Raw genomic sequence first — 18,385 nt, 5'->3', positions numbered from 1 at the left:
TGCGCTCCGATTATTGTTGTAGGGCCGCGGCGGCGGCGGGTTGGGCATGGGCCAGGGCGGCGAAGTCGCGGCAGGCCTGGCGTACCGCGGCGGCGCTGGACAGGCCCAGCAGGCCTTGGCTGAAGCGGCGACAGGCACTGGCGTCGAGCTGGCGGACCAGGGCCTTGATCTCACCGATCTGCGGCGCGCTGACCGACAGTTCGGCCACGCCCAGGCCGACCAGCACCGGGGTGGCCAGTGGGTCGGACGCCAACGCGCCGCATACACCCACCCAACGATCATGCTTTGCCGCGCCCTGGCAGGTCAGCTCGATCAGGCGCAGCAGCGCCGGGTGCAGGGCATCGACCCGCGCCGCCAGCCCGGCATGGTCACGGTCCATGGCCAGGGTGTACTGCGACAGGTCGTTGGTGCCGATGGAGAAGAAGTCGGCATGTTCGGCCAGGCGCTCGGCGAGCAGCGCCGCGGCGGGCACCTCGATCATCACCCCCAGTTCGGCGCGCGCGGTCACGCCGAGTTCGTCGGCCAGGCGGTCCAGGCGCTGGCGGATGGCGACCAGCTCATCGACCTCGGTGACCATCGGCAGCATGATCCGGCAGCGCTGCTGCGGGCTGACTTGCAGCAGCGCGCGCAGTTGCTGGTCGAGCAGTTCCGGGCGCATCTGGCCCAGGCGGATGCCGCGCAAGCCCAGGACCGGATTGGCCTCGGCGGGCAGCGGCAGGTAGTCGAGCTGTTTGTCGCCACCCACATCGATGGTGCGGATGATCACCGGGCGCTCGGCCATGGCGTCGAGCACTGCCTGGTAGGCACTGCGTTGCTCGGCTTCGTCGGGCGCGGTGGGGCGGTCGATGAACAGGAATTCGCTGCGCAGCAGGCCGATGCCGTCGGCGCCTTCGGCCAAGGCCTGGGCGGCCTCTTCGGCGCTGGCGACGTTGGCCGCCACCTCGATCAGCTGGCCATCGCGGGTGCGGGCGCTGGCCTGGGCGGCGGCCTGCTGGCGCTGGCGGATTTCGCGGCGCTGCTGCACCTGGCGCTGGACCTCGGCCAGGCGCTGTGCGGTGGCCTGGGTTTCCAGGCGGCCCTGGTCGGCATCCAGCACCAGCGGCGTGCCGGCAGGCAGTTCGAGCAGCGCTTCGCCCACGGCCACCAGGCACGGCAGGCCGCGCGCACGGGCGAGGATGGCGACGTGCGAGGTAGCCCCACCGGCGGCCATGCACAGCCCAGCGACATCGTGGCGGGCGAGCAGCAGCAGGTCGGAGGGGGTCAGTTCGTGGGCGACGACGATGGCCGAGGGCGGCAGGCGCAACTGGCGGGTTTCGCCGAGCAAGGCGCGCAGCACCCGTTGCTGCAGGTCGTACAGGTCGTTGGCGCGCTCGGCCAGCAATGGGTTGCCGAGGCTGCGCAGGACCTGGCACTGGGTATCGATGGCGTGGCTCCAGGCATGGCCGGCGGCAACGCCACTGGCGATGTGCTGGCGGGCGTCGCCGAGCAGGGCCGGATCGTCGAGCAACGCCAGGTGGGCCTCGAGGATCGCCGCCGCGTCTTCCTGGCCGCGTGGCAGATGGCGCCAGTCCCGGTCGATGGCATGGCGGACCTCGGCCAGGGCGCTGTTCAGTGCCTGGTGCTGCTCGGCGGGGTCGTTGTCGCCGCTGTCCGCTGGCAGGCTGATGCCATCCAGGCGTGCCAGTGGTCCCAAGGCCAGGCCTGGGGCGGCGCAGACGCCGTTGAGCATGCCCGGCTCGGCATTCGGCGAGGGCTTGATGGCTGGCAAGGGGGCCGGCTTGGCGGCGTGTTCGCTGACCGAGGCGGTCTGCACGGCGGCGATCAACGCCTGGAGCGCGGCCTGGCTATCCGGCCCGCGACAGATCAGCTCGACCTCGGCACCTTCGCCAACGCCCAGGCCCATGACTGCCACCAGGCTGCCGAGGTCGGCCTCGCGCTCGGCGAAACGCAGCACGGCCTGGCTCTGGAAGCCTTGCGCAGTCTGGCGCAGCAGGGCGGCAGGGCGTGCGTGCAGGCCGCCGTGATGGGCGACCCGGGCATGGCCTCGGGCGCTTTCATGGCTGGCCGCCTGCGCCTGCACCGTGTTGCCCGTGGCCTCGACTTCCAGCAAGGCCACGCCCAGCTGCGCGCAGCGGGTCTCCAAACGCTTGAGGCCAAAGCCCGGGCCATTGCTGATCAGCATCACGGTGACCAGGCTGACGCAGTGCTGTGCCACCAGGTCCATGTCGAAGCGGATCAGCGGTTGGTCTTGGGTTACCTGGTCACCCAGCGCCACCAGCGGCGAAAAACCACGGCCCTGTAGCTGCACGGTGTCGACACCGATATGCAGGAGGACCTCCGCGCCGTTGGCCGCGCGCAGGGTCAGTGCGTGGCCGGTGCGGGCCAGTTGCACCACCTCGCCCGCGCAGGGCGCGTGCAGCACGTCGTTCACCGGGTCGATGGCGACGCCGTCGCCCAGTGTGCCGCTGCTGAATACCGGGTCCGGCACCTGGTCTAGCGGTACCTGCGGGCCGGCGAGCGGGGCATGGAGGATGATCTTGTTATTGTTGGGCATGCGTCGTTCCTCGCGGCTTCACTGCGTGCAGGTCACTTTGCTCAGGTGACGCGGCTGGTCAGGGTCCAGGCCACGGGCCTCGGCCAGGGCCGCGGCCATTATGTAGAAGCTCTGGATCGCCAGCAGCGGGTCCAGGGCCGGATGCTCGGCGCAGCTCAGGGTCAGGTCGCGCCCGACGATATCGGCCGGCGCCGCCAGCAGCACCCGGGCGCCGCGTTGGCGCATGTCGGTGGCCAGTTGCAGCAGGCCGGCCTGCTCGACGCCACGGGGGGCGAACACCAGCAGTGGGTACTGCGCGTCGATCAGCGCCATGGGACCATGGCGTACCTCGGCGCTGCTGAAGGCCTCGGCCTGGATCACCGAGGTTTCCTTGAACTTCAGCGCGGCCTCCTGGGCAATGGCGAAGCCCGCGCCGCGGCCGATCACCATCAGTCGTTCGGCATCGCGCAGGGTGTCGATGGCCAGGCTCCAGTCCTGGGCGGTGGCCTCGCGTAGTTGTTCGGGCAGGGCCAGGCCAGCGTCCAGCAGGGCGCGGTCCTGGTCCCAGTGGGCGACCAGGCGCGCGCTGGCGCTGAGGGTGGCGACGAAGCTCTTGGTCGCGGCCACCGACAGCTCGGGGCCGGCGCACAGCGGCAAGTGGTGTTGGCAGGCCTGCTCCAGGGGCGAGCCTTCGGCATTGACCAGCGCAACCGTGGTCGCACCGCACTGGTTCAAGCGGCGCAGGCTGTCGACCAGGTCGGGGCTCTGGCCCGACTGCGAAAAGCCCAGCGCCACTTGGCCACGTACACGCAGCGGCGCTTGTTGCAGGGTCACCACCGACATCGGCAGCGAAGCCACCGGCAGGCCCAGCTGCTGCATGGCGATGTAGGCGAAGTAGCTGGCGGCGTGGTCCGAGCTGCCCCGGGCCACGGTCAGCGCCACTTGCGGGTCGAGCCGGCGCAACTGCTCGCCCAGGGTTTCCAGGCGTGGGTCCAGCGTGTGCATCTGGCGTGCGACGACATCGGCGCAGGCGCGGGCTTCTTCGAGCATCCTTGAACTCATGCGGTTTCTCCTTCGACCATCACGGCGGTCAGGTTCAGTTGGCGGTCGAGCAGCACCGCGTCGGCCCAGGCGCCCGGTTGCAGGCGGCCACGGTCGGCGATGCCGAGGTAATCGGCGGGATAGCGGGACAGGCGCGCGGAGGCTTCGGCCAGCGGCAGGCCGATCTTCACCAGGTTGCGCAGGGCCTGGTCCATGGTCAGGGTACTGCCGGCCAGGGTGCCGTCAGCCAGGCGCACGCCACCCAGGCACTTGGTCACGGTGTGGCTGCCCAGGCGGTACTCGCCATCGGGCATGCCGGCGGCGGCGGTGGAGTCGGTCACGCAGTACAGGCACGGGATCGAACGCAGGGCCACGCGCATGGCGCCGGGGTGCACGTGCAGCAGGTCGGGGATCAGCTCGGCGTAGCGGGCATGGGCCAGGGCCGCGCCGACGATGCCCGGCTCGCGGTGGTGCAGCGGGCTCATGGCGTTGTACAGGTGGGTGAAGCTGGTGGCGCCGGCTTCAAGGGCGGCAACGCCTTCCTCATAGCTGCCCAGGGTGTGGCCGATCTGCAGGCGGATGCCGCGCTGGCTCAGGGCCTGGATCAACGGCAGGTGGCCGGCGACTTCCGGGGCAATGGTGATGACCTTGATCGGCGCCAGGGCCAGGTAGTGCTCCACTTCTTCGAGCAGCGCCTGGTGGGCGAAGTTTGGCTGCGCGCCGAGCTTGCCGGGGTTGATGTACGGGCCTTCCAGGTGCACGCCGAGAATGCGCGCGCCCTGGCGTGGCTGCTTGAGGTGCGCGCCCAGTTCGGCGAGCACGCAGGCCAGCTCCTCGCGCGGCGCGGTCATGGTGGTGGCCAGCAGCGAAGTGGTGCCGAAGCGCCGGTGGGTGCGGGCGATGGTGGCGAAGGCGTCGCCACCCTGCATGATGTCGCTGCCACCGCCGCCGTGCACATGCAGGTCGATGAAGCCGGGCAGCAGGTACGGCAGGTCGTTGGCCTGCGGGTCGCACGGCGTGCCGTCGATGGCCTGGATGCGGCCGTTTTCGAGGTGCAGTTGTCCGCGCACCCAGCCGTCGGGGGTGAGGATGTTGGCGATGTCCATGGGGGCTCCGGTCAGCGTCGCAGTTCGGCGACGAAGTCGTAGTAGTCGTTGCGGCAGTAGGTGTCGGTCAGCTCGATCGGGGTGTTGTCGTCGAGGTAGCCGATCCGGGTCATCAGCAGCATGGCGGTGCCGGGGGCGATGCCCACCTGGGCGGCCAGTTCGTCGCTGGCATTGATCGCGCGGATGTGTTGCAGGGCGCGGACCACCGGGCGGCCGAGTTGATCGAGGTACTGGTAGAGCGAGTCGCCGATCGCCTGTGGGTCGCCGAGCAGGCGCGCGGGCAAGGTGCTGACCTCCACCGCCATGACGATGTCGTCGGCCTTGCGCAGGCGCTTGAGGTGGACCACCTGGTCGGTGGGCGACAGGCCGAGGCGGATCAGTTCGTCGTTGCTCGGGGTGCCGATGCGGCGTTCAAGCCACTGGGAGCTGGGCACGAAGCCTTTCATGCGGAGCATTTCGCTGAAGCTCGACAGGCGCGACAGGGGTTGTTCCAGGCGGGGCGTGATGAAGGTGCCGGAGCCCTGGATGCGGTGGATCAGGCCTTGTTCGAGCAGGACTTCGAGGGCCTTGCGCGCGGTGACCCGGGAGATGTCCAGGGTGTCGCTGAGAGTGCGCTCCGAGGGCAGGGCCTGGTCAGCGGTCCACTGGCCGGCGTGGATGGCCTGTTCGAGGTTGCGCGCCAGTTGCAGGTAGAGCGGGGTGGCGCTGGTGTCGTCGGGGCGCAGGGCCGAGAGAGGACGCATGGGCGGAGTCCGGTATTGTTGTTGGGTGGAAAATTAATACCACTTTAATACCAGGTCAATACCACTGGTCTGATCAGGAATCTCGTTTTTGATTCTGGGGGCGCTTTGCGCCCCTTTCGCGACACAAGGCCGCTCCTACAGGGATGCGCGTACTCCTGTAGGAGCGGCCTCGTGTCGCGAAAGGGCTGCGCAGCAGCCCCGGCGATCTTGAAGGCTGTCAGACATTTCCGAACCTGAATCCAAATGCTTCAGCAAGGCCTGCTTGGGAACTATCCTACGCGCTTGCCGGAAGCTGCCGCGTTGTCGGGGAGATACCCCAGGGATAACTTCACCGGGTCGCCTCATAGGGTGACCGGGTGTGAGAACCCGCTCCACGATGATCGCCGCTCTGCTATGGCAGCCGTGCGCGGGCAGGTTCTTCCTGACCGGTTTACTTCGTGGCCGGGTTCTCACTCCGTGCACGGCTGCCACCCAAATCATGTGAGAACGATCAAGTGGCGGCTCCTGTTATCCACGAAGGAGTTTCACCATGAAAAAGATCGTCCCCGATCCGCCCTTCTACCTCAGCGTTTCCCCCGATATCTCCCTCGAAGACGCCCGCAACCGGGCCGCCGGCCTGATGGATTGCATCAACGACGTCTGCGAACTCTATTACCGGACCGACGAGCCCAGCCAGCGCGACACGCTGCTCACTGGCCTGTTCTACCTCGCCCATACGCTTGCCCCTTTGCAGCAGCACATCGGGAGGCTCACGCCATGAGCCAAGCTCATACCGCCGGCCGGACCACCTGCATGGAGCTGTTCAGCGTGCGCCCGGGCATTGCCTTCGACGATGCCTTCAGCGAGCTGTCGATCCTGCTTGGCTGCATCCGTCACCTCACCGCCGAGGCCGAGATGGAAGGCGACCTGCTGGCCGGCAGTTCGGCGCGCATGCTCAGCGCCATGGCCAAGGCGCTGATCGATGATATGGAGGTGGGGTTGAACAGGAAGACCTCATGACACCTGGGGCCGCTTTGCGTCCCTTTCGCGGCACAAGGCAGCCCCGGCAATCCATCGGTCTACCCCGCCCGGCGCACCCACCCGCACGCCAGCAACCCCACCTCGAACAGTACCCACATCGGCACCGCCAGCATGGTCTGGGAAAACACATCCGGCGGCGTCAGGATCATCCCCACCACGAAACACCCGACGATCACATAGGGCCGGCTGCGCCGCAGGGTGGCCACGTCGGTCAACCCCGCCCAGACCACGATGAAGGTCGCCACCGGGATCTCGAAGGCCAGGCCGAACGCCAAAAACAGCGCCAGGATGAAGTCCAGGTACAAGCCGATATCGGTCATCATCGCCACCCCTTCCGGGGTCACGCTGGCGAAAAAGCCGAACATCATCGGGAACACCAGGAAGAACGCGAACGCCATGCCGCCGTAGAACAGCACGATGCTCGACAGCAGCAACGGCAGGGCGATGCGCCGCTCGCGGCGGTACAGCCCCGGGGCGATGAAGCCCCAGGCCTGGTGCAGCAACAGCGGCATGGCGAGGAACAGCGCGCACATTGCGGTCAGCTTGAACGGCGCCAGAAACGGCGAGGTGACGCTGGTGGCGATCATGCTGGCGCCTTCGGGCAGGTAGCGGCGCAGCGGTTCGGAGATGTAGGTGTAGAGCGTCTGGGCGAAGGGGAACAAACCGCAGAACACCAGTGCGATCAGTAGCAGGCAGCGTACCAGGCGCTTGCGCAGATCGCGCAGATGCTCGGTCAGCGGCATGCGGCCCGGTTGTTCGAGGGCAACCGACATCAGGCCTGCTCCTTGGCTGGGGCCGCATCATGGGCGGGCGCCGCGTCGAGCTGGATGCCCTGGCGGATCTGCTGTTCCAGGCGTTGCAGCGGTGCCGCGTCCAGGGCGGGCATGTCGATTTCCCGTTGTACCTGGGCCTTGAGCGCGTTCATTGCCCGGCGCGCCTGGCCCAGGCCGCGGCCGAGGCCGCGCGCGGCCATCGGCAGGCGCTCGGGGCCGAGCACCAGCAGGGCGACGATGCCCACCAGCAGCAGTTCGGTGAAGCCGATCTCGAACATCAGGCCTGGCGATCCGTTTGCGCCTGTTGCAGCGGCGGGTTGTTCTGGGGCGATTGTTGCTGCGCGACCGGTTCGCCAGTGTTGGGCCCCATGGACTTGCGAAAGCCCTGGATCGCCTCGCCCACATCGCTGCCCAGCCCCTTGAGGCGCTTGGTGCCGAACAGCAGGAAGACGATCAACAGCACAATCACCAATTGCCAGATTCCGATGCCACCCATGTCAGACAACTCCTGTCAGGTCGATAAAAAGGGAAGGCCAATCCTGCCCTGCGCAGATGACGGGCACATGACTGCCATGTGCCTGCAACAACCGGCGTGTTGACTGGCGTTTTTACCGGCGACAGGAAGGCAAGGATGGGGCGCAGGCAACAACAGGGCGCGGCACTGTTGATGGTGCTGGTGGCAGTGGCGATGCTCGCGGCGGGGCTGGCCTGGCTGGTGGAGGATGGCCGGCGCCAGGTGGATGCGCTGCGCCTGCTGCAGCAGCGAGTGCAGGTGCGGGCCATGGAACAGGCTGGCCTGGCCTATGCCTCCCAGGCCCTGCGCGATCCCGCATGGCGTGCCAGCCCGCTGTTCTGGCAGGCCCTGCGCGGGCAGGCGCTGGCTTATGACTTTGGGGCCGGCAAGGCGCAGTTGCGGGTCGTCGACCAGCACAGCTGCTTCAACGTCAATGCCTTGGTGAGCGAGGACGGCCCGCGGGCCGAGCGGCAATTGCTTTATCTACTGGGAGGCGACATGGCCGCCGAGCAACTGGTCGATACCTTGGTCGACTGGTTGGACGCCGACAGCGATACCCGCCTGCAGGGGGCCGAGAGTGCCCAGTACCTGCGCCAGCAACCGCCGCGCCTGGCGGCCAACCAGCCGATGCTCGACAGCAGCGAATTGAACCTGCTGCTGGCGCCCGACAGTGGCCGGCAGGGGCGCTACCGGATGCTCTGCGCGCTGCCCGTGACCACGGGCTGGCGGCTCAATGCCAATGCCCTGGGGCTGGAGCACTTGCCGTTGCTGGAGGCGATGTACGAGGGGCGGTTCTCGCGGTCGATGCTCAGCCGCATCATCAGCGGCCGGCCGGCGGCGGGGTATGTGGATGCGGCAGCGTTGCGCCAGGCCTTGGGCGCCGTGGATGACGAGACGTTTGCCCGGTTGAGCGAAGGGTTGTTGCTCAACAGCGGGCATTTTTTGTTGCAGCTGTCGTTCGAGGAGGAGGGGCGCACGTTGCGCAGTCAGTTCCAGATCGAGGCGCTGGGCGTGGTGCAGTGGCATGCGCGGGTGCCGGCGCAGCAGGTGCGGGTCAGGGGGCGGGAGCCGGTGGCCTGGTAGCAGGCAATCGCAGGCTATGCGCAATCTGTGTAGGAGCGGCCTTGCGTCGCGAAAGGGGCGCGCAGCGGCCCCAGATACTGAGCCACCATCAAAATCGCCGGGGCTGCTGCGCAGCCCTTTCGCGACGCAAGGCCGCTCCTACAGCGACCGCGCTAGCTTTAGCAGTTGAGCAAGACAGTCGCTCAGGCGGTGCCGATCTCCCCGCCATCGTTACGCTGGATCACCACGGTCGACGAACGTGGCCGCACCGAGCTGCCGGCCGGCGTGACGTCGGTGGCCTTGTCGGTGCTCGGCCAGTTGTCCGGGTGCTGGATGTTGACGAATAGCGTCTTGTTGTCTGGGGTGAAGGTAATGCCCGTCACCTCGCAACCATTCGGCCCGACGAAGAAGCGGCGCAGGTCCACCTGGTTGGTGGCGTTGATCGGGATCTGCTTGCCGTTGGCATCCACCAGGTCGGTGGGGATCACCGCCAGCAACTGATCGTTGGTATAGCTGGTCAAGGTGGCTTCGCCGTTGTCGGTCTCGAACCACAGCACGCCACGGCTATCGAAGCTCATGCCGTCGGGGCTGGCGAACTGGTTCAGTTCGGTCAGGCCCGAGCGGTTGATGTCCGGGGTGCCAGCGGCGTTGGCACCGAACACGAAGATGTCCCAGGTGAAGGTCTTGTGGTCGGCGCTGTCGTGCCAGCGAATGATATGGCCGTGGCGGTTCGGCCCGCGCGGGTTGGCCGCGTCGACCTTGGCGGCGGTGCGCGCGCTGTTGTTGGTCAGGGTCAGGTAGACGTCGCCGTTGAGCGGGTTGACGGCGGTCCACTCCGGGCGATCCATGGGCGTGGCACCCACGGCGTCGGCGGCGCCGCGGGTGTTGAGGATGATCCCCGGCAGGTCGCCGAACTGGGCGCCCAGGGTGCTGCCAGCGGTGGTCGCGGTGGCGACGTCGAGCAGCAGCCAGACACCCGTGCCGTTGGCGTCGAAGCGGGCCACGTACAGTTTGCCTTTGTCCAGGTACTTGGCGCCGGTGGCCAGGCGGTCGGCCGGGTTGGCGTCGGCCGGGTCCCACAGCGCGTCGGAGACGAACTTGTACAGGTACTCGTTGTTGGAGTCGTCGCCGGTGTACCAGACCAGCGGCTTGCCGGCCACCGGCAGGCCCGGGCAGCAGCCTTCGTGGCGGAAGCGGCCCAGGGCGGTGCGCTTCACGGCCAGGGTGGCGGCGTTGTAGGGGTCGATCTCGACGATGTAGCCGTAGGTGCTGGCTTCGTTGCGGAAGTCGTCGGTGGCGCTGGCGCCGGTGGGGGTGATGTCGAAGCGGGCGAATTCGCCGGCCACTTCGCTGGCGTCACCGGCGGCTGTCTCCCATTTGTACTGGCCACTGCTGCTGGACACGCCGATGCGCACCTGGTTGGCCGGGCGCGTGCCTTTGTTGACGAAGATGCCGGGCCAGTTCTCCTCGCAAGTCAGGTAGGTGCCCCACGGGGTGTAGCCGTTGCCGCAGTTGTTGTTGGTGCCGCGGCACTGGGTGCCGGTGGGCGAGAACTTGGTCTTGACGTGGTCGGTGCCGCGCATGGGGCCGGCGATATCCATCAGCGAGACGGTGGTGAAGCGGCGATTGAGCGGGTCGTTGTCGACCACCTGCCAGCGCCCGGCGACCTTGCTGATGCGCACCACGCCGGCGCCGTGGGCGTTGATCTCCTTGCGCACCTCCTCGACCGGGCGCTTGCCGGCGACGGTGGTGGGCCCGCTCGGGTGCAGGGCGGCGGTGTCGATGTACTCGAAGTTGATCGCCAGCAGGCCGTCGCTGGAGCTGCCGTTGATGGGGAAGAAGTGCATGCCGTCATGGTGCATGCCCATGGCGTTGGCCTGGTCGGTGGAGGTGTTGCTGCCGTCGGCCTTCCACGGGTTGGCGGTGGCGTTCAGCGGCGTGCCCCAGGGCGCCAGGACGTAGGCGCTGTAGCCGGTGGCGACCACGCAGGCGTCGGTGCGCGAGCCGGTGATCGAGTTGAAGCCCAGCTTGAGTTTGGGTTTCTCCGGCGTGGTGGGCGGTGCCGGGTCGTCGTGGTTGGAGCCGCCGCCGCCGTCAAAGCAACCGCTCAGGCCGGTACCGGCGATCATGGCGATGGCGGCGCCGAGGCTGCCGCGGACCACGGCGCGACGGCTCAGGTAGGCGTCCATGACGCTGGCCATCGGCAGGTTGCCGCTCGGGTTGCGGTCCAGGTTATCGCCGCTGTCTCGACTCATCAGGGTGTCCTTTTTTGGCTGAGTTGAAGGAAACCGCGACTGTAGACGGCAAGTATGATGATTGATTGTCAGAATTGTTAACGCGCGTTTAAAACTCACGGCTATTACTAAAGGCTTAATCAAGTTGCTTTTGGAATTACCGTCGGTTTTCTGCCATCAAACTGTCACGCAAGCGCCGCAATATCCGGAGCCCAACGAGAACAGGGATGGCGGAGTCGATGGCGAGCAGGCGCGAAGTGATCAGCTGGATGGGTGTCGGTGCCTTGGCACCGTTGCTCGGCGCCTGCTCGGCCTTGCCCATGCCCCGCGGTGGCGGCGAGCGGGCGGTGGACCTGCTGTATGTCGCCGATACCCTCGATGCCCGCCAGCCGGGCCTGGCGGTGGTACCGGCGACGCGTTTGGGGCCGGTCAGCCACCTGGGCCGCGCGCCGTGGATGAGCGGGCCGAACGCCAGTGCCGGGCAGCCCGAGCTGGCGCCGCTGCTCGATGCCGGCCTTGCCGGGCAAGCCCGCACCGGTGGGTATGCGGTATTGGCGGCGCTGCTCGAGCAACTGCGGCTCGAGGCAGGCCGCGAGCAATACCTGACCCTGGAAAATGGCCAGTGCTGGAATGGCAGCGGCCTGGCCTATCTCACCCAGGGTGAAAGCGGTGTGCAGGGCAGCCAGTTGCTCGGCAGCGAGGTGCGGGTCAGCAGTGACGAGCGGGTGTTGTGGCCGCAGCGCAGTACCGGGCTTTATCGCCAGTCTTGTTCTATTACCCTCGGCGCCGGCTTGGCCGATGGCCAGGCCAAGGCATTGGGGGTCGAGGGGCTTAAAGTATTCCAGCGCGGCGGCGTGCGGATCGCCGTGGTCGGCGTCACCGACCCTTATGCCCAGGACCAGAAAGCTTCGCTCAAACAGTGGTACCAATCCCTGCAACCGAGCTTCGAGCAAGCCCGGCGCGAGGCCGACCTGGTGGTGGCGCTGGCGGATGTCGGCACCGGCCCTGGGCTGTGGCTGGCCGAGCGCGTGCCGGAGGTGGATGTGCTGTTGTGTGCCCGTGGCCAGGACCTGTGGCCGGCGCCCGTGCAGGCCACCCAGGCCAGCGGTCGCCGAGTGCCGGTACTGTTCGCTGGCTGCCGGGCCAGCGGCGCGTTTCGCCTGCGCTGTCGCCAGGCGGGTGATCAGTGGCAGTTCGAGGCGCGCTTCTTCCCGGCCTTCGAGCACAGCCTCGGGCCTCAGGCGATGGCTCGCGCCAGTCAGTTGCGTGGCGAGCTGCAACGCCAACGCAGTGGCCATGCCGCCTGGCTCGACCAGCCGTTGGCGCACGCTCCCGAGGCGCTGTGGCGCCGCGATACCCGTGGCGGCAGTTGGGACCGCCTGCTGCATCAGGCCCTGGCCGATGACTCCAGCATGCCGGTGCTGTTGCCCGGCCTGCGTTACGACTACCCTCTGCAAGCCGGCCAGCCGATCACCCGCGAACACCTGATCAGCCTGACTGGTGGTTACGCCGCCCCGGTGGTCGAGGCCCCGGCGCGCCAGGTCGAGCAGGTGCTGGAGAACGCCGCCGAGCAGTTGTTCGGCGACCCGTTGCTGCTGGATAACAGCCAGGACCTGCCGCGCTGGCAAAGCCAGGATTGGCAGGTGAGCTACAGCCCCAACGGCAAACGCATCATCGGCCTGCAACCGGTCGAAGGGCTGTGCCGTACCTTCGGCCTGCACTTCGATGCCCAGGCCGGTGCGCCGCTGTGGCAGACGTTGGAAGCCTGGCTGAGCCGACAGACTCCGGGCTGGGCCTTGGCGCCCTTGCAACTGCCAGCCGTGCGCTACGTGCAGGGGCACCCCGGCTGGCACCCGCACCAGGTGGCCGCGTGACCTCGCGGCTGTTCAGCTTCGCCCTGCTGACCCTGGCTGGCTGGCTGGCGGCGCAGTGCATGCTGCTGCTCAGCCGCCAGCCACAGCCGGCCAGCGCGCCTTTGCCGGTGCCGTCAGCATTGCCCGGCTTGCTGGTCGAGCACTGGCAGGCACCGCTGGACGATGGCCGTATCCCGCTCACCCGATTGCCCCTGGTCTACCTGGGCGGGCTCAAGGCCCAGCCGCTGTCGGCCAGCGTGGTGGTGCTGCGCCACGGCCAGCAGGTGCGCACCCTTGGCCGTGGCCAGCGTTTGGCGCCGGGCATCGTGCTGCAGGACATCGACGGCGATGGCCTGGTTTTCGACAACAACGGCCGGCGCGAGCGCCTGCCCTGGCCGCCGCGCCCCGCCGTGACCGGCTTCAAGCGCCAAGGATGAATGATGATCGCAAGGTACTGTCTGGCCGGGCTGTTGATGTTCGGCGTATCCCTGGTCCAGGCCGAAGAGCCGGAGGTGTTCGCCGACGATGGCACGCCGCTGTACGAGGTGAACTTCGTCGACACCGAGCTCGGTGAGTTCATCGACAGTGTGTCGCGCATCACCGGCACCACCTTCATCGTCGACCCGCGGGTGCAGGGCAAGGTCACCGTGCGCACGGTCGATCGCCACGACGCCGATGCCATCTACGACATCTTCCTCGCCCAGTTACGTGCCCAGGGCTTCGCCGCGGTGGACCTGCCCAATGGCAGCGTGAAGATCGTCCCCGACCAGGCCGCGCGGTTGGAGCCGGTGCCGGTGGAAACCGCGGGCAAAAAGGCTGAAGGCAGCGACGGCGTGGCCACCCGAGTGTTCAATGTGCGCAACGCCGCCAGCGAGCAGATGCTCGGTATTCTCAAACCGTTGATCGATCCGCGGGTCGGGGTGATCACCCCGTACCCGGCGGCCAACCTGCTGGTGGTCACTGACTGGCGCAGCAACCTGGAGCGCATCGACAGCCTGTTGCGCCAGCTCGACCAGGTCAGCGACGAGCCGTTGCAGGTGATGCCGCTCAAGCATGCCAGCGCCGCCGACACCGCTGGCCTGGTGACCCGGTTGCTGGCCCGCGAGCAGGGCAGCGATGCCGCCCAAGTGGTCGCCGACCCACGCAGCAACGCGCTGCTGGTGCGTGGCAGTGCCGACAGCCGTGAGCGGGTGCGGGCGCTGTTGGCCCAGCTCGACCGGCCCAGCGACAACCTGCGCAGCAGCAACACCCAGGTCATCTACCTGCGCCATGCCAACGCCGCCGAAGTGGTCAAGGTGCTGCGCGGCCTGAGCCAGGCTGGCACGGTGCCGGCCGCCGAGGGCGAAAACAAGGAGGCGCCGGTGCAGGCGGCCAGCGACTCGGGTATTCGCCTGGAGTACGAGGAGGGCACCAACGCGGTGGTGATGGTCGGCCCGGACAGCGAGCTGGCGGCTTATCGCAGCATTGTCGAGCAGTTGGATATCCGTCGGGCGCAGGTGGTGGTCGAGGCGATCATCGCCGAGGTGTCCGACAGCAGCGCCCAGGAGCTGGGGGTGCAGTGGCTGTTCGCCGACGAAAAGTTCGGCGCCGGCATCGTCAATTTCGGCAGCAACGGGGTGAACATCGCCAGCATCGCCGGGGCCGCCAGCAGCGGCGACAACGAAAAACTCGGCAAGCTGCTCTCGGCCACCTCCGGCGCCACCGCTGGCATCGGCCACTTCGGGGGCGGTTTTAACTTCGCCATGCTGGTCAACGCGCTCAAGGGCAAGAGTGGTTTCAACCTGCTGTCCACGCCGACCCTGCTGACCCTGGACAACGCCGAGGCATCGATCCTGGTCGGCCAGGAGGTGCCCTTCGTCACCGGCTCCGTCACCCAGAACAACGCCAACCCCTACCAGACCATCGAGCGCAAGGAAGTCGGGGTGAAGTTGCGCATCAAGCCGCAGGTCAACATCGACAACAGCGTGCGCCTGGACATCGTCCAGGAGGTGTCGTCGATCGCCGACTCCAGCGCCGCCAGCGATGTGATCACCAACAAGCGCGAGATCAAGACCAAGGTGATGGTCGAGGACAACGGCCTGGTGATCCTCGGCGGGCTGATCAGCGACGAGCTTGCCACCAGCAACCAGCGTGTGCCGTTGCTCGGCGATATTCCCTACCTGGGCCGGCTGTTCCGCTCCGACGCCAGCAAGAACACCAAGCAGAACCTGATGGTGTTCATCCGCCCGCGCATCCTGCGCGACGGCGAGAGCCTGGCCGGCCTGAGCCAGCAGAAGTACCAGAGCCTGCAGCAGAACACCCCGCTCAAGGTGCCGGCCCTGGCCGAGGGGCTGCCACTGTTGCAGGTGTTCCCCGCCAGCCGTGCGCGCCTAGAAGGCGGTGACTGGTGATGCTGCCCTATCGCCTGGCACGCCAGAGCGGCGTGGCCATGGCGCCGGCCGAAGGTGGCTGGCAGCTGTGGCTGCGCAGCGATGCCGACAGCGATCAGTTGCAGGAGCTGTTGCGCGTGCAGGGGCCGCCGGTTGCTGTCGAGCAGCTCGACGCCGCGCGCTTCGACGAGCGCCTCGGCCAGCTCTACCAGGCCGGCGAAGCGGCGACCGAGGCGTTGATCGAGGGTATTGGCGAGCAGGTCGATCTGGACAGCCTGATGAGCGAGATGCCACGCATCGAGGACTTGCTGGAAAGCGATGACGAAGCCCCGGTGATCCGCCTGATCAACGGCCTGTTCGGCCAGGCCTTGCGCCTGCGTGCCTCGGACATTCATATCGAGACCTTCGAGCAGAGCCTGTTGGTGCGCCTGCGCATCGATGGCCACCTGCGCGAGGTGCTGCGCCCGCCACGGGCGCTGTCGGCGATGCTGGTGTCGCGGATCAAGGTCATGGCCCGGCTGGATATCGCTGAGAAGCGCCAGCCCCAGGATGGGCGCATCACCCTGCGCGCCGCTGGGCGCGAGGTGGATGTGCGGGTCTCGACCCTGCCCGGCATCCATGGCGAGCGGGTGGTGATGCGTGTGCTCGACAAACAGGCCAGCCTGCTGGCGCTGGACAACCTGGGCATGCCCGCCGCCGTGCTGCGCGGCCTGCGCACATGCCTGGCGCGGCCCAACGGCATCGTGCTGTCCACTGGCCCCACCGGTTCGGGCAAGACCACCACGCTGTACGCCAGCCTCAACAGTCTCAATGACGGTAGCCGCAATATCCTGACCGTCGAGGATCCGGTGGAATACGCCATCGCCGGCATCGGCCAGACCGCCATCAACCCGCGTGCCGGGCTGACCTTCGCCAGTGGCCTGCGCGCCATCCTGCGCCAGGACCCGGACGTGATCATGCTCGGCGAAATTCGCGACCAGGAGACCGCGCAGATTGCCGTGCAGGCCAGCCTCACCGGGCATTTGGTGCTGTCGACCTTGCACACCAACAGCGCCGTGGGCGCGGTGACTCGCTTGCGCGATATGGGCATCGAACCCTTTCTGATCGCTTCGTGCCTGCGCGGCGTGTTGGCCCAGCGCTTGGTGCGCCGCCTATGTGCCTGTGCCGTGGCGCAGCCTCTGCAACGCGCCGAGCGCGAGTTGTGGCCCGAGCTGGGCAGCCTGCGCGAGAGCTACCATCCGGTTGGCTGCGAGCACTGCCAGGGCAGCGGCTATGTCGGCCGACTGGGGCTGTACGAATTCATCGAACTGGATGCCGGGCTGGTGGCGCTGCTCTACGCCGGCGAAAGCGAATTGGCCATGCAGGCTTATCTGGATGGCCGCCGGCAGAGCCTGGTGGCGATGGCCAGCGATTGCCTGGCACGGGGCGAGACCAGCCTGGCCGAAGTGCTGCGCGTGGTGCAGGGCTGAGCATGCCGACCTATCGCTACCAGGCCGTGGACCTGGCCGGCAAGACGCGCAAGGCCAGCGTGCAGGCCGACAGCGAACGCCATGCGCGGCAGTTGTTGCGCGAGCAGGGGCTGTTCGCCCGGCAGATGCAGCGCCATGACGGCGATCAGCCCCGTCGCCAGCGCCTGAGCCGCGCTCAACTGTGCGAGCTGACCCGTCAGTTGGCGACCCTGGTCGGCGCCGGCATCCCCCTGGTCGATGCCCTGGCCACCCTGGAGCGGCAACTGCGCCAGCCGGCCTTGCATGCGGTGCTGGTGACGCTGCGCGGTTCGCTTGCCGAAGGCCTTGGGTTGGCGCGTAGCCTGGCCCGCCAGGGGGCGCCGTTTACCGGGTTGTACTGCGCGCTGGTCGAGGCCGGGGAACGCTCCGGGCGTTTGGGCCAGGTGCTGAGCCGCTTGGCCGATCATCTTGAACAGGTCCAGCGCCAGCGCCACAAGGCACGCACCGCGCTGATCTACCCGGCGGTGCTGATGGGCGTGTCCCTGGCCGTGGTGGTTGGCCTGATGACCTTCGTGGTGCCTAAGCTCACCGAGCAGTTCGCCCATTCCGGGCAGAGCCTGCCGTTCATTACCGCGCTGCTGATCGGCATCAGTCAGGGGCTGGTGCATGCCGGGCCGTACCTGCTGGCGCTGGCGATCGGCCTGACTGTGTTCGGCGGCTGGCTGCTACGCAAACCGCATTGGTGCCTGCGCCGCGATGAGCTGTTGCTGCGCCTGCCACGTGTCGGCGTTGTGTTGCAGGTGCTGGAGAGCGCCCGCCTGGCGCGTAGCCTGGCGATTCTCTGCGGCAGTGGCGTGGCCCTGCTCGAAGCCTTGCAGGTGGCCACCGAGACGGTCGGCAATCGGCGCATCCGCGCGGCCATGGAACAGGTGCGCCAGCAGGTGCAGGGCGGCGCCAGCCTGCACCGGGCGCTGGACAACGCCCGGCAGTTTCCACCGCTGCTGGTGAACATGGTCGGCAGCGGCGAGGCCAGCGGCACCCTGGCTGACATGCTCGAACGGGTGGCCGATGACCAGGAGCGCGGCTTCGCCCGCCAGGTGGACACCGCCATGGCGTTGTTCGAACCGTTGATGATTCTGCTGATGGGCGCGGTAGTGCTGTTCATCGTGCTGGCGGTACTGCTGCCGATCATGCAGCTCAACCAGGGATTGCAACTGTGACCAGGAGACCTTTCATGCAACGACGACCTACCCGCCAACGTGGCTTCACGCTGATGGAAATCATGGTGGTGATCTTCATCATCGGCCTGCTGATCGCGGTGGTCGCGCCCAGCGTGCTGGGCAACCAGGACAAGGCCATGAAGCAGAAGGTCATGGCCGACCTTGCGACCCTGGAGCAGGCGCTGGACATGTATCGTCTGGACAACCTGCGTTTCCCCAGCAACGAACAGGGGCTGGCGGCGCTGGCGAAGAAGCCGACCCAGGAACCGCTGCCGCGCAGTTGGCGCAGTGATGGTTACATCCGTCGTTTGCCGGAAGATCCGTGGGGGACGCCGTACCAGTACCGCATGCCGGGTGAGCATGGGCGGGTCGATGTGTATTCGCTGGGCGCCGATGGCCAGCCCGGTGGTGACGGGTTGGATGCCGATTTGGGCAACTGGGCGCTTTGAGGTGACTGGAATGGGTGCCT

General features: G+C 67.6%; 17 protein-coding genes. 9 read left to right on the top strand and 8 right to left on the bottom strand.

Features of this window, described 5'->3' with window-relative positions; genetic code table 11:
* Positions 1-10: 10 nt before the first annotated feature.
* Genes ptsP through HU772_RS19535 form a run of 4 tightly spaced genes read right to left on the bottom strand, consistent with a single transcriptional unit; the run spans position 11 to position 5,423 of the window.
* Positions 11-2,554, bottom strand: coding sequence for a phosphoenolpyruvate--protein phosphotransferase (gene ptsP / locus HU772_RS19550; protein WP_186658437.1), 2,544 nt, complete (start codon positions 2,552-2,554; stop codon positions 11-13).
* A gap of 18 nt (positions 2,555-2,572) precedes the next feature.
* Complete coding sequence (locus HU772_RS19545; protein WP_186658646.1) at positions 2,573-3,583, bottom strand: SIS domain-containing protein; 1,011 nt, start codon at positions 3,581-3,583, stop codon at positions 2,573-2,575.
* An 8-nt stretch (positions 3,584-3,591) separates the two neighbouring features.
* Complete coding sequence (nagA, locus tag HU772_RS19540; protein WP_186658448.1) at positions 3,592-4,680, bottom strand: N-acetylglucosamine-6-phosphate deacetylase; 1,089 nt, start codon at positions 4,678-4,680, stop codon at positions 3,592-3,594.
* 11 nt (positions 4,681-4,691) lie between these two features.
* Positions 4,692-5,423 (bottom strand): GntR family transcriptional regulator, encoded by a 732-nt coding sequence (locus tag HU772_RS19535; protein WP_186658451.1) that lies wholly within the window; start codon positions 5,421-5,423, stop codon positions 4,692-4,694.
* A 529-nt stretch (positions 5,424-5,952) separates the two neighbouring features.
* Here HU772_RS19535 and HU772_RS19530 point away from each other — a divergent pair.
* On the top strand, positions 5,953-6,183 hold the full coding sequence (locus HU772_RS19530) for a DUF3077 domain-containing protein (protein ID WP_186658454.1): 231 nt from the start codon (positions 5,953-5,955) through the stop codon (positions 6,181-6,183).
* On the top strand, positions 6,180-6,422 hold the full coding sequence (locus HU772_RS19525) for a DUF3077 domain-containing protein (RefSeq protein WP_225923058.1): 243 nt from the start codon (positions 6,180-6,182) through the stop codon (positions 6,420-6,422). The genes HU772_RS19530 and HU772_RS19525 overlap by 4 nt, the downstream gene beginning before the upstream one ends.
* 59 nt (positions 6,423-6,481) lie before the next feature.
* Here the strand turns inward: HU772_RS19525 and tatC are convergent, their stop codons facing one another.
* Genes tatC through tatA form a run of 3 tightly spaced genes read right to left on the bottom strand, consistent with a single transcriptional unit; the run spans position 6,482 to position 7,712 of the window.
* Positions 6,482-7,216 carry a twin-arginine translocase subunit TatC gene (gene tatC, locus HU772_RS19520; RefSeq protein WP_186658469.1) on the bottom strand — a complete coding sequence of 245 codons (735 nt, stop codon included), beginning with the start codon at positions 7,214-7,216 and terminating at the stop codon, positions 6,482-6,484.
* Positions 7,216-7,494 carry a Sec-independent protein translocase protein TatB gene (gene tatB, locus HU772_RS19515; protein ID WP_186658471.1) on the bottom strand — a complete coding sequence of 93 codons (279 nt, stop codon included), beginning with the start codon at positions 7,492-7,494 and terminating at the stop codon, positions 7,216-7,218. Before tatB ends, tatC begins: the two co-directional genes overlap by 1 nt.
* On the bottom strand, positions 7,494-7,712 hold the full coding sequence (tatA, locus tag HU772_RS19510; RefSeq protein ID WP_186658473.1) for a twin-arginine translocase TatA/TatE family subunit: 219 nt from the start codon (positions 7,710-7,712) through the stop codon (positions 7,494-7,496). Before tatA ends, tatB begins: the two co-directional genes overlap by 1 nt.
* Positions 7,713-7,847: 135 nt before the next feature.
* Between tatA and gspK the strand changes: the two genes are divergently transcribed.
* Entirely contained in the window at positions 7,848-8,813 is a 966-nt protein-coding gene (gspK, locus tag HU772_RS19505) for a type II secretion system minor pseudopilin GspK (RefSeq protein WP_186658475.1), read from the top strand.
* 182 nt (positions 8,814-8,995) lie between these two features.
* Here the strand turns inward: gspK and HU772_RS19500 are convergent, their stop codons facing one another.
* Complete coding sequence (locus HU772_RS19500) at positions 8,996-11,047, bottom strand: PhoX family protein (RefSeq protein ID WP_186658477.1); 2,052 nt, start codon at positions 11,045-11,047, stop codon at positions 8,996-8,998.
* A gap of 206 nt (positions 11,048-11,253) precedes the next feature.
* Between HU772_RS19500 and HU772_RS19495 the strand changes: the two genes are divergently transcribed.
* Genes HU772_RS19495 through gspG form a run of 6 tightly spaced genes read left to right on the top strand, consistent with a single transcriptional unit; the run spans position 11,254 to position 18,365 of the window.
* Entirely contained in the window at positions 11,254-12,900 is a 1,647-nt protein-coding gene (locus HU772_RS19495) for a bifunctional UDP-sugar hydrolase/5'-nucleotidase (protein WP_186658479.1), read from the top strand.
* 59 nt (positions 12,901-12,959) lie between these two features.
* Positions 12,960-13,316 (top strand): pilus assembly protein PilZ, encoded by a 357-nt coding sequence (locus HU772_RS19490; RefSeq protein ID WP_225923165.1) that lies wholly within the window; start codon positions 12,960-12,962, stop codon positions 13,314-13,316.
* A 36-nt stretch (positions 13,317-13,352) separates the two neighbouring features.
* Positions 13,353-15,269, top strand: coding sequence for a type II secretion system secretin GspD (gspD, locus tag HU772_RS19485; RefSeq protein WP_437182449.1), 1,917 nt, complete (start codon positions 13,353-13,355; stop codon positions 15,267-15,269).
* Entirely contained in the window at positions 15,269-16,717 is a 1,449-nt protein-coding gene (locus tag HU772_RS19480; protein ID WP_186658652.1) for a GspE/PulE family protein, read from the top strand. Before gspD ends, HU772_RS19480 begins: the two co-directional genes overlap by 1 nt.
* Positions 16,718-16,719: 2 nt before the next feature.
* Positions 16,720-17,916 (top strand): type II secretion system inner membrane protein GspF, encoded by a 1,197-nt coding sequence (gene gspF / locus HU772_RS19475; RefSeq protein ID WP_186658492.1) that lies wholly within the window; start codon positions 16,720-16,722, stop codon positions 17,914-17,916.
* Positions 17,917-17,930: 14 nt separating this feature from the next.
* A complete protein-coding gene (gene gspG / locus HU772_RS19470) occupies positions 17,931-18,365 on the top strand; it encodes a type II secretion system major pseudopilin GspG (protein ID WP_186658504.1) in 435 nt (144 codons plus the stop codon).
* The last annotated feature ends 20 nt before the right edge of the window (positions 18,366-18,385 follow it).

This window comes from Pseudomonas xantholysinigenes (assembly GCF_014268885.2).
Classification (GTDB): domain Bacteria; phylum Pseudomonadota; class Gammaproteobacteria; order Pseudomonadales; family Pseudomonadaceae; genus Aquipseudomonas; species Aquipseudomonas xantholysinigenes.
Note: the sequence above shows the minus strand (reverse complement) of the source record. Positions and strands in the feature narration are given on the sequence as shown.

Bases quoted from the DNA above. Each gene is read 5' to 3' on its own strand.
- gspD (WP_437182449.1), top strand. From the start codon at position 13,353: ATGTTCGGCGTATCCCTGGTCCAGGCCGAAGAGCCGGAGGTGTTCGCC.
- gspK (WP_186658475.1), top strand. From the start codon at position 7,848: ATGGGGCGCAGGCAACAACAGGGCGCGGCACTGTTGATGGTGCTGGTG.
- HU772_RS19490 (WP_225923165.1), top strand. From the start codon at position 12,960: ATGCTGCTGCTCAGCCGCCAGCCACAGCCGGCCAGCGCGCCTTTGCCG.
- HU772_RS19500 (WP_186658477.1), bottom strand. From the start codon at position 11,047: ATGAGTCGAGACAGCGGCGATAACCTGGACCGCAACCCGAGCGGCAAC.
- gspF (WP_186658492.1), top strand. From the start codon at position 16,720: ATGCCGACCTATCGCTACCAGGCCGTGGACCTGGCCGGCAAGACGCGC.
- HU772_RS19480 (WP_186658652.1), top strand. From the start codon at position 15,269: ATGCTGCCCTATCGCCTGGCACGCCAGAGCGGCGTGGCCATGGCGCCG.
- tatA (WP_186658473.1), bottom strand. From the start codon at position 7,712: ATGGGTGGCATCGGAATCTGGCAATTGGTGATTGTGCTGTTGATCGTC.
- ptsP (WP_186658437.1), bottom strand. From the start codon at position 2,554: ATGCCCAACAATAACAAGATCATCCTCCATGCCCCGCTCGCCGGCCCG.
- tatC (WP_186658469.1), bottom strand. From the start codon at position 7,216: ATGTCGGTTGCCCTCGAACAACCGGGCCGCATGCCGCTGACCGAGCAT.
- tatB (WP_186658471.1), bottom strand. From the start codon at position 7,494: ATGTTCGAGATCGGCTTCACCGAACTGCTGCTGGTGGGCATCGTCGCC.
- HU772_RS19495 (WP_186658479.1), top strand. From the start codon at position 11,254: ATGGCGGAGTCGATGGCGAGCAGGCGCGAAGTGATCAGCTGGATGGGT.
- gspG (WP_186658504.1), top strand. From the start codon at position 17,931: ATGCAACGACGACCTACCCGCCAACGTGGCTTCACGCTGATGGAAATC.
- HU772_RS19545 (WP_186658646.1), bottom strand. From the start codon at position 3,583: ATGCTCGAAGAAGCCCGCGCCTGCGCCGATGTCGTCGCACGCCAGATG.
- nagA (WP_186658448.1), bottom strand. From the start codon at position 4,680: ATGGACATCGCCAACATCCTCACCCCCGACGGCTGGGTGCGCGGACAA.
- HU772_RS19535 (WP_186658451.1), bottom strand. From the start codon at position 5,423: ATGCGTCCTCTCTCGGCCCTGCGCCCCGACGACACCAGCGCCACCCCG.
- HU772_RS19525 (WP_225923058.1), top strand. From the start codon at position 6,180: ATGAGCCAAGCTCATACCGCCGGCCGGACCACCTGCATGGAGCTGTTC.
- HU772_RS19530 (WP_186658454.1), top strand. From the start codon at position 5,953: ATGAAAAAGATCGTCCCCGATCCGCCCTTCTACCTCAGCGTTTCCCCC.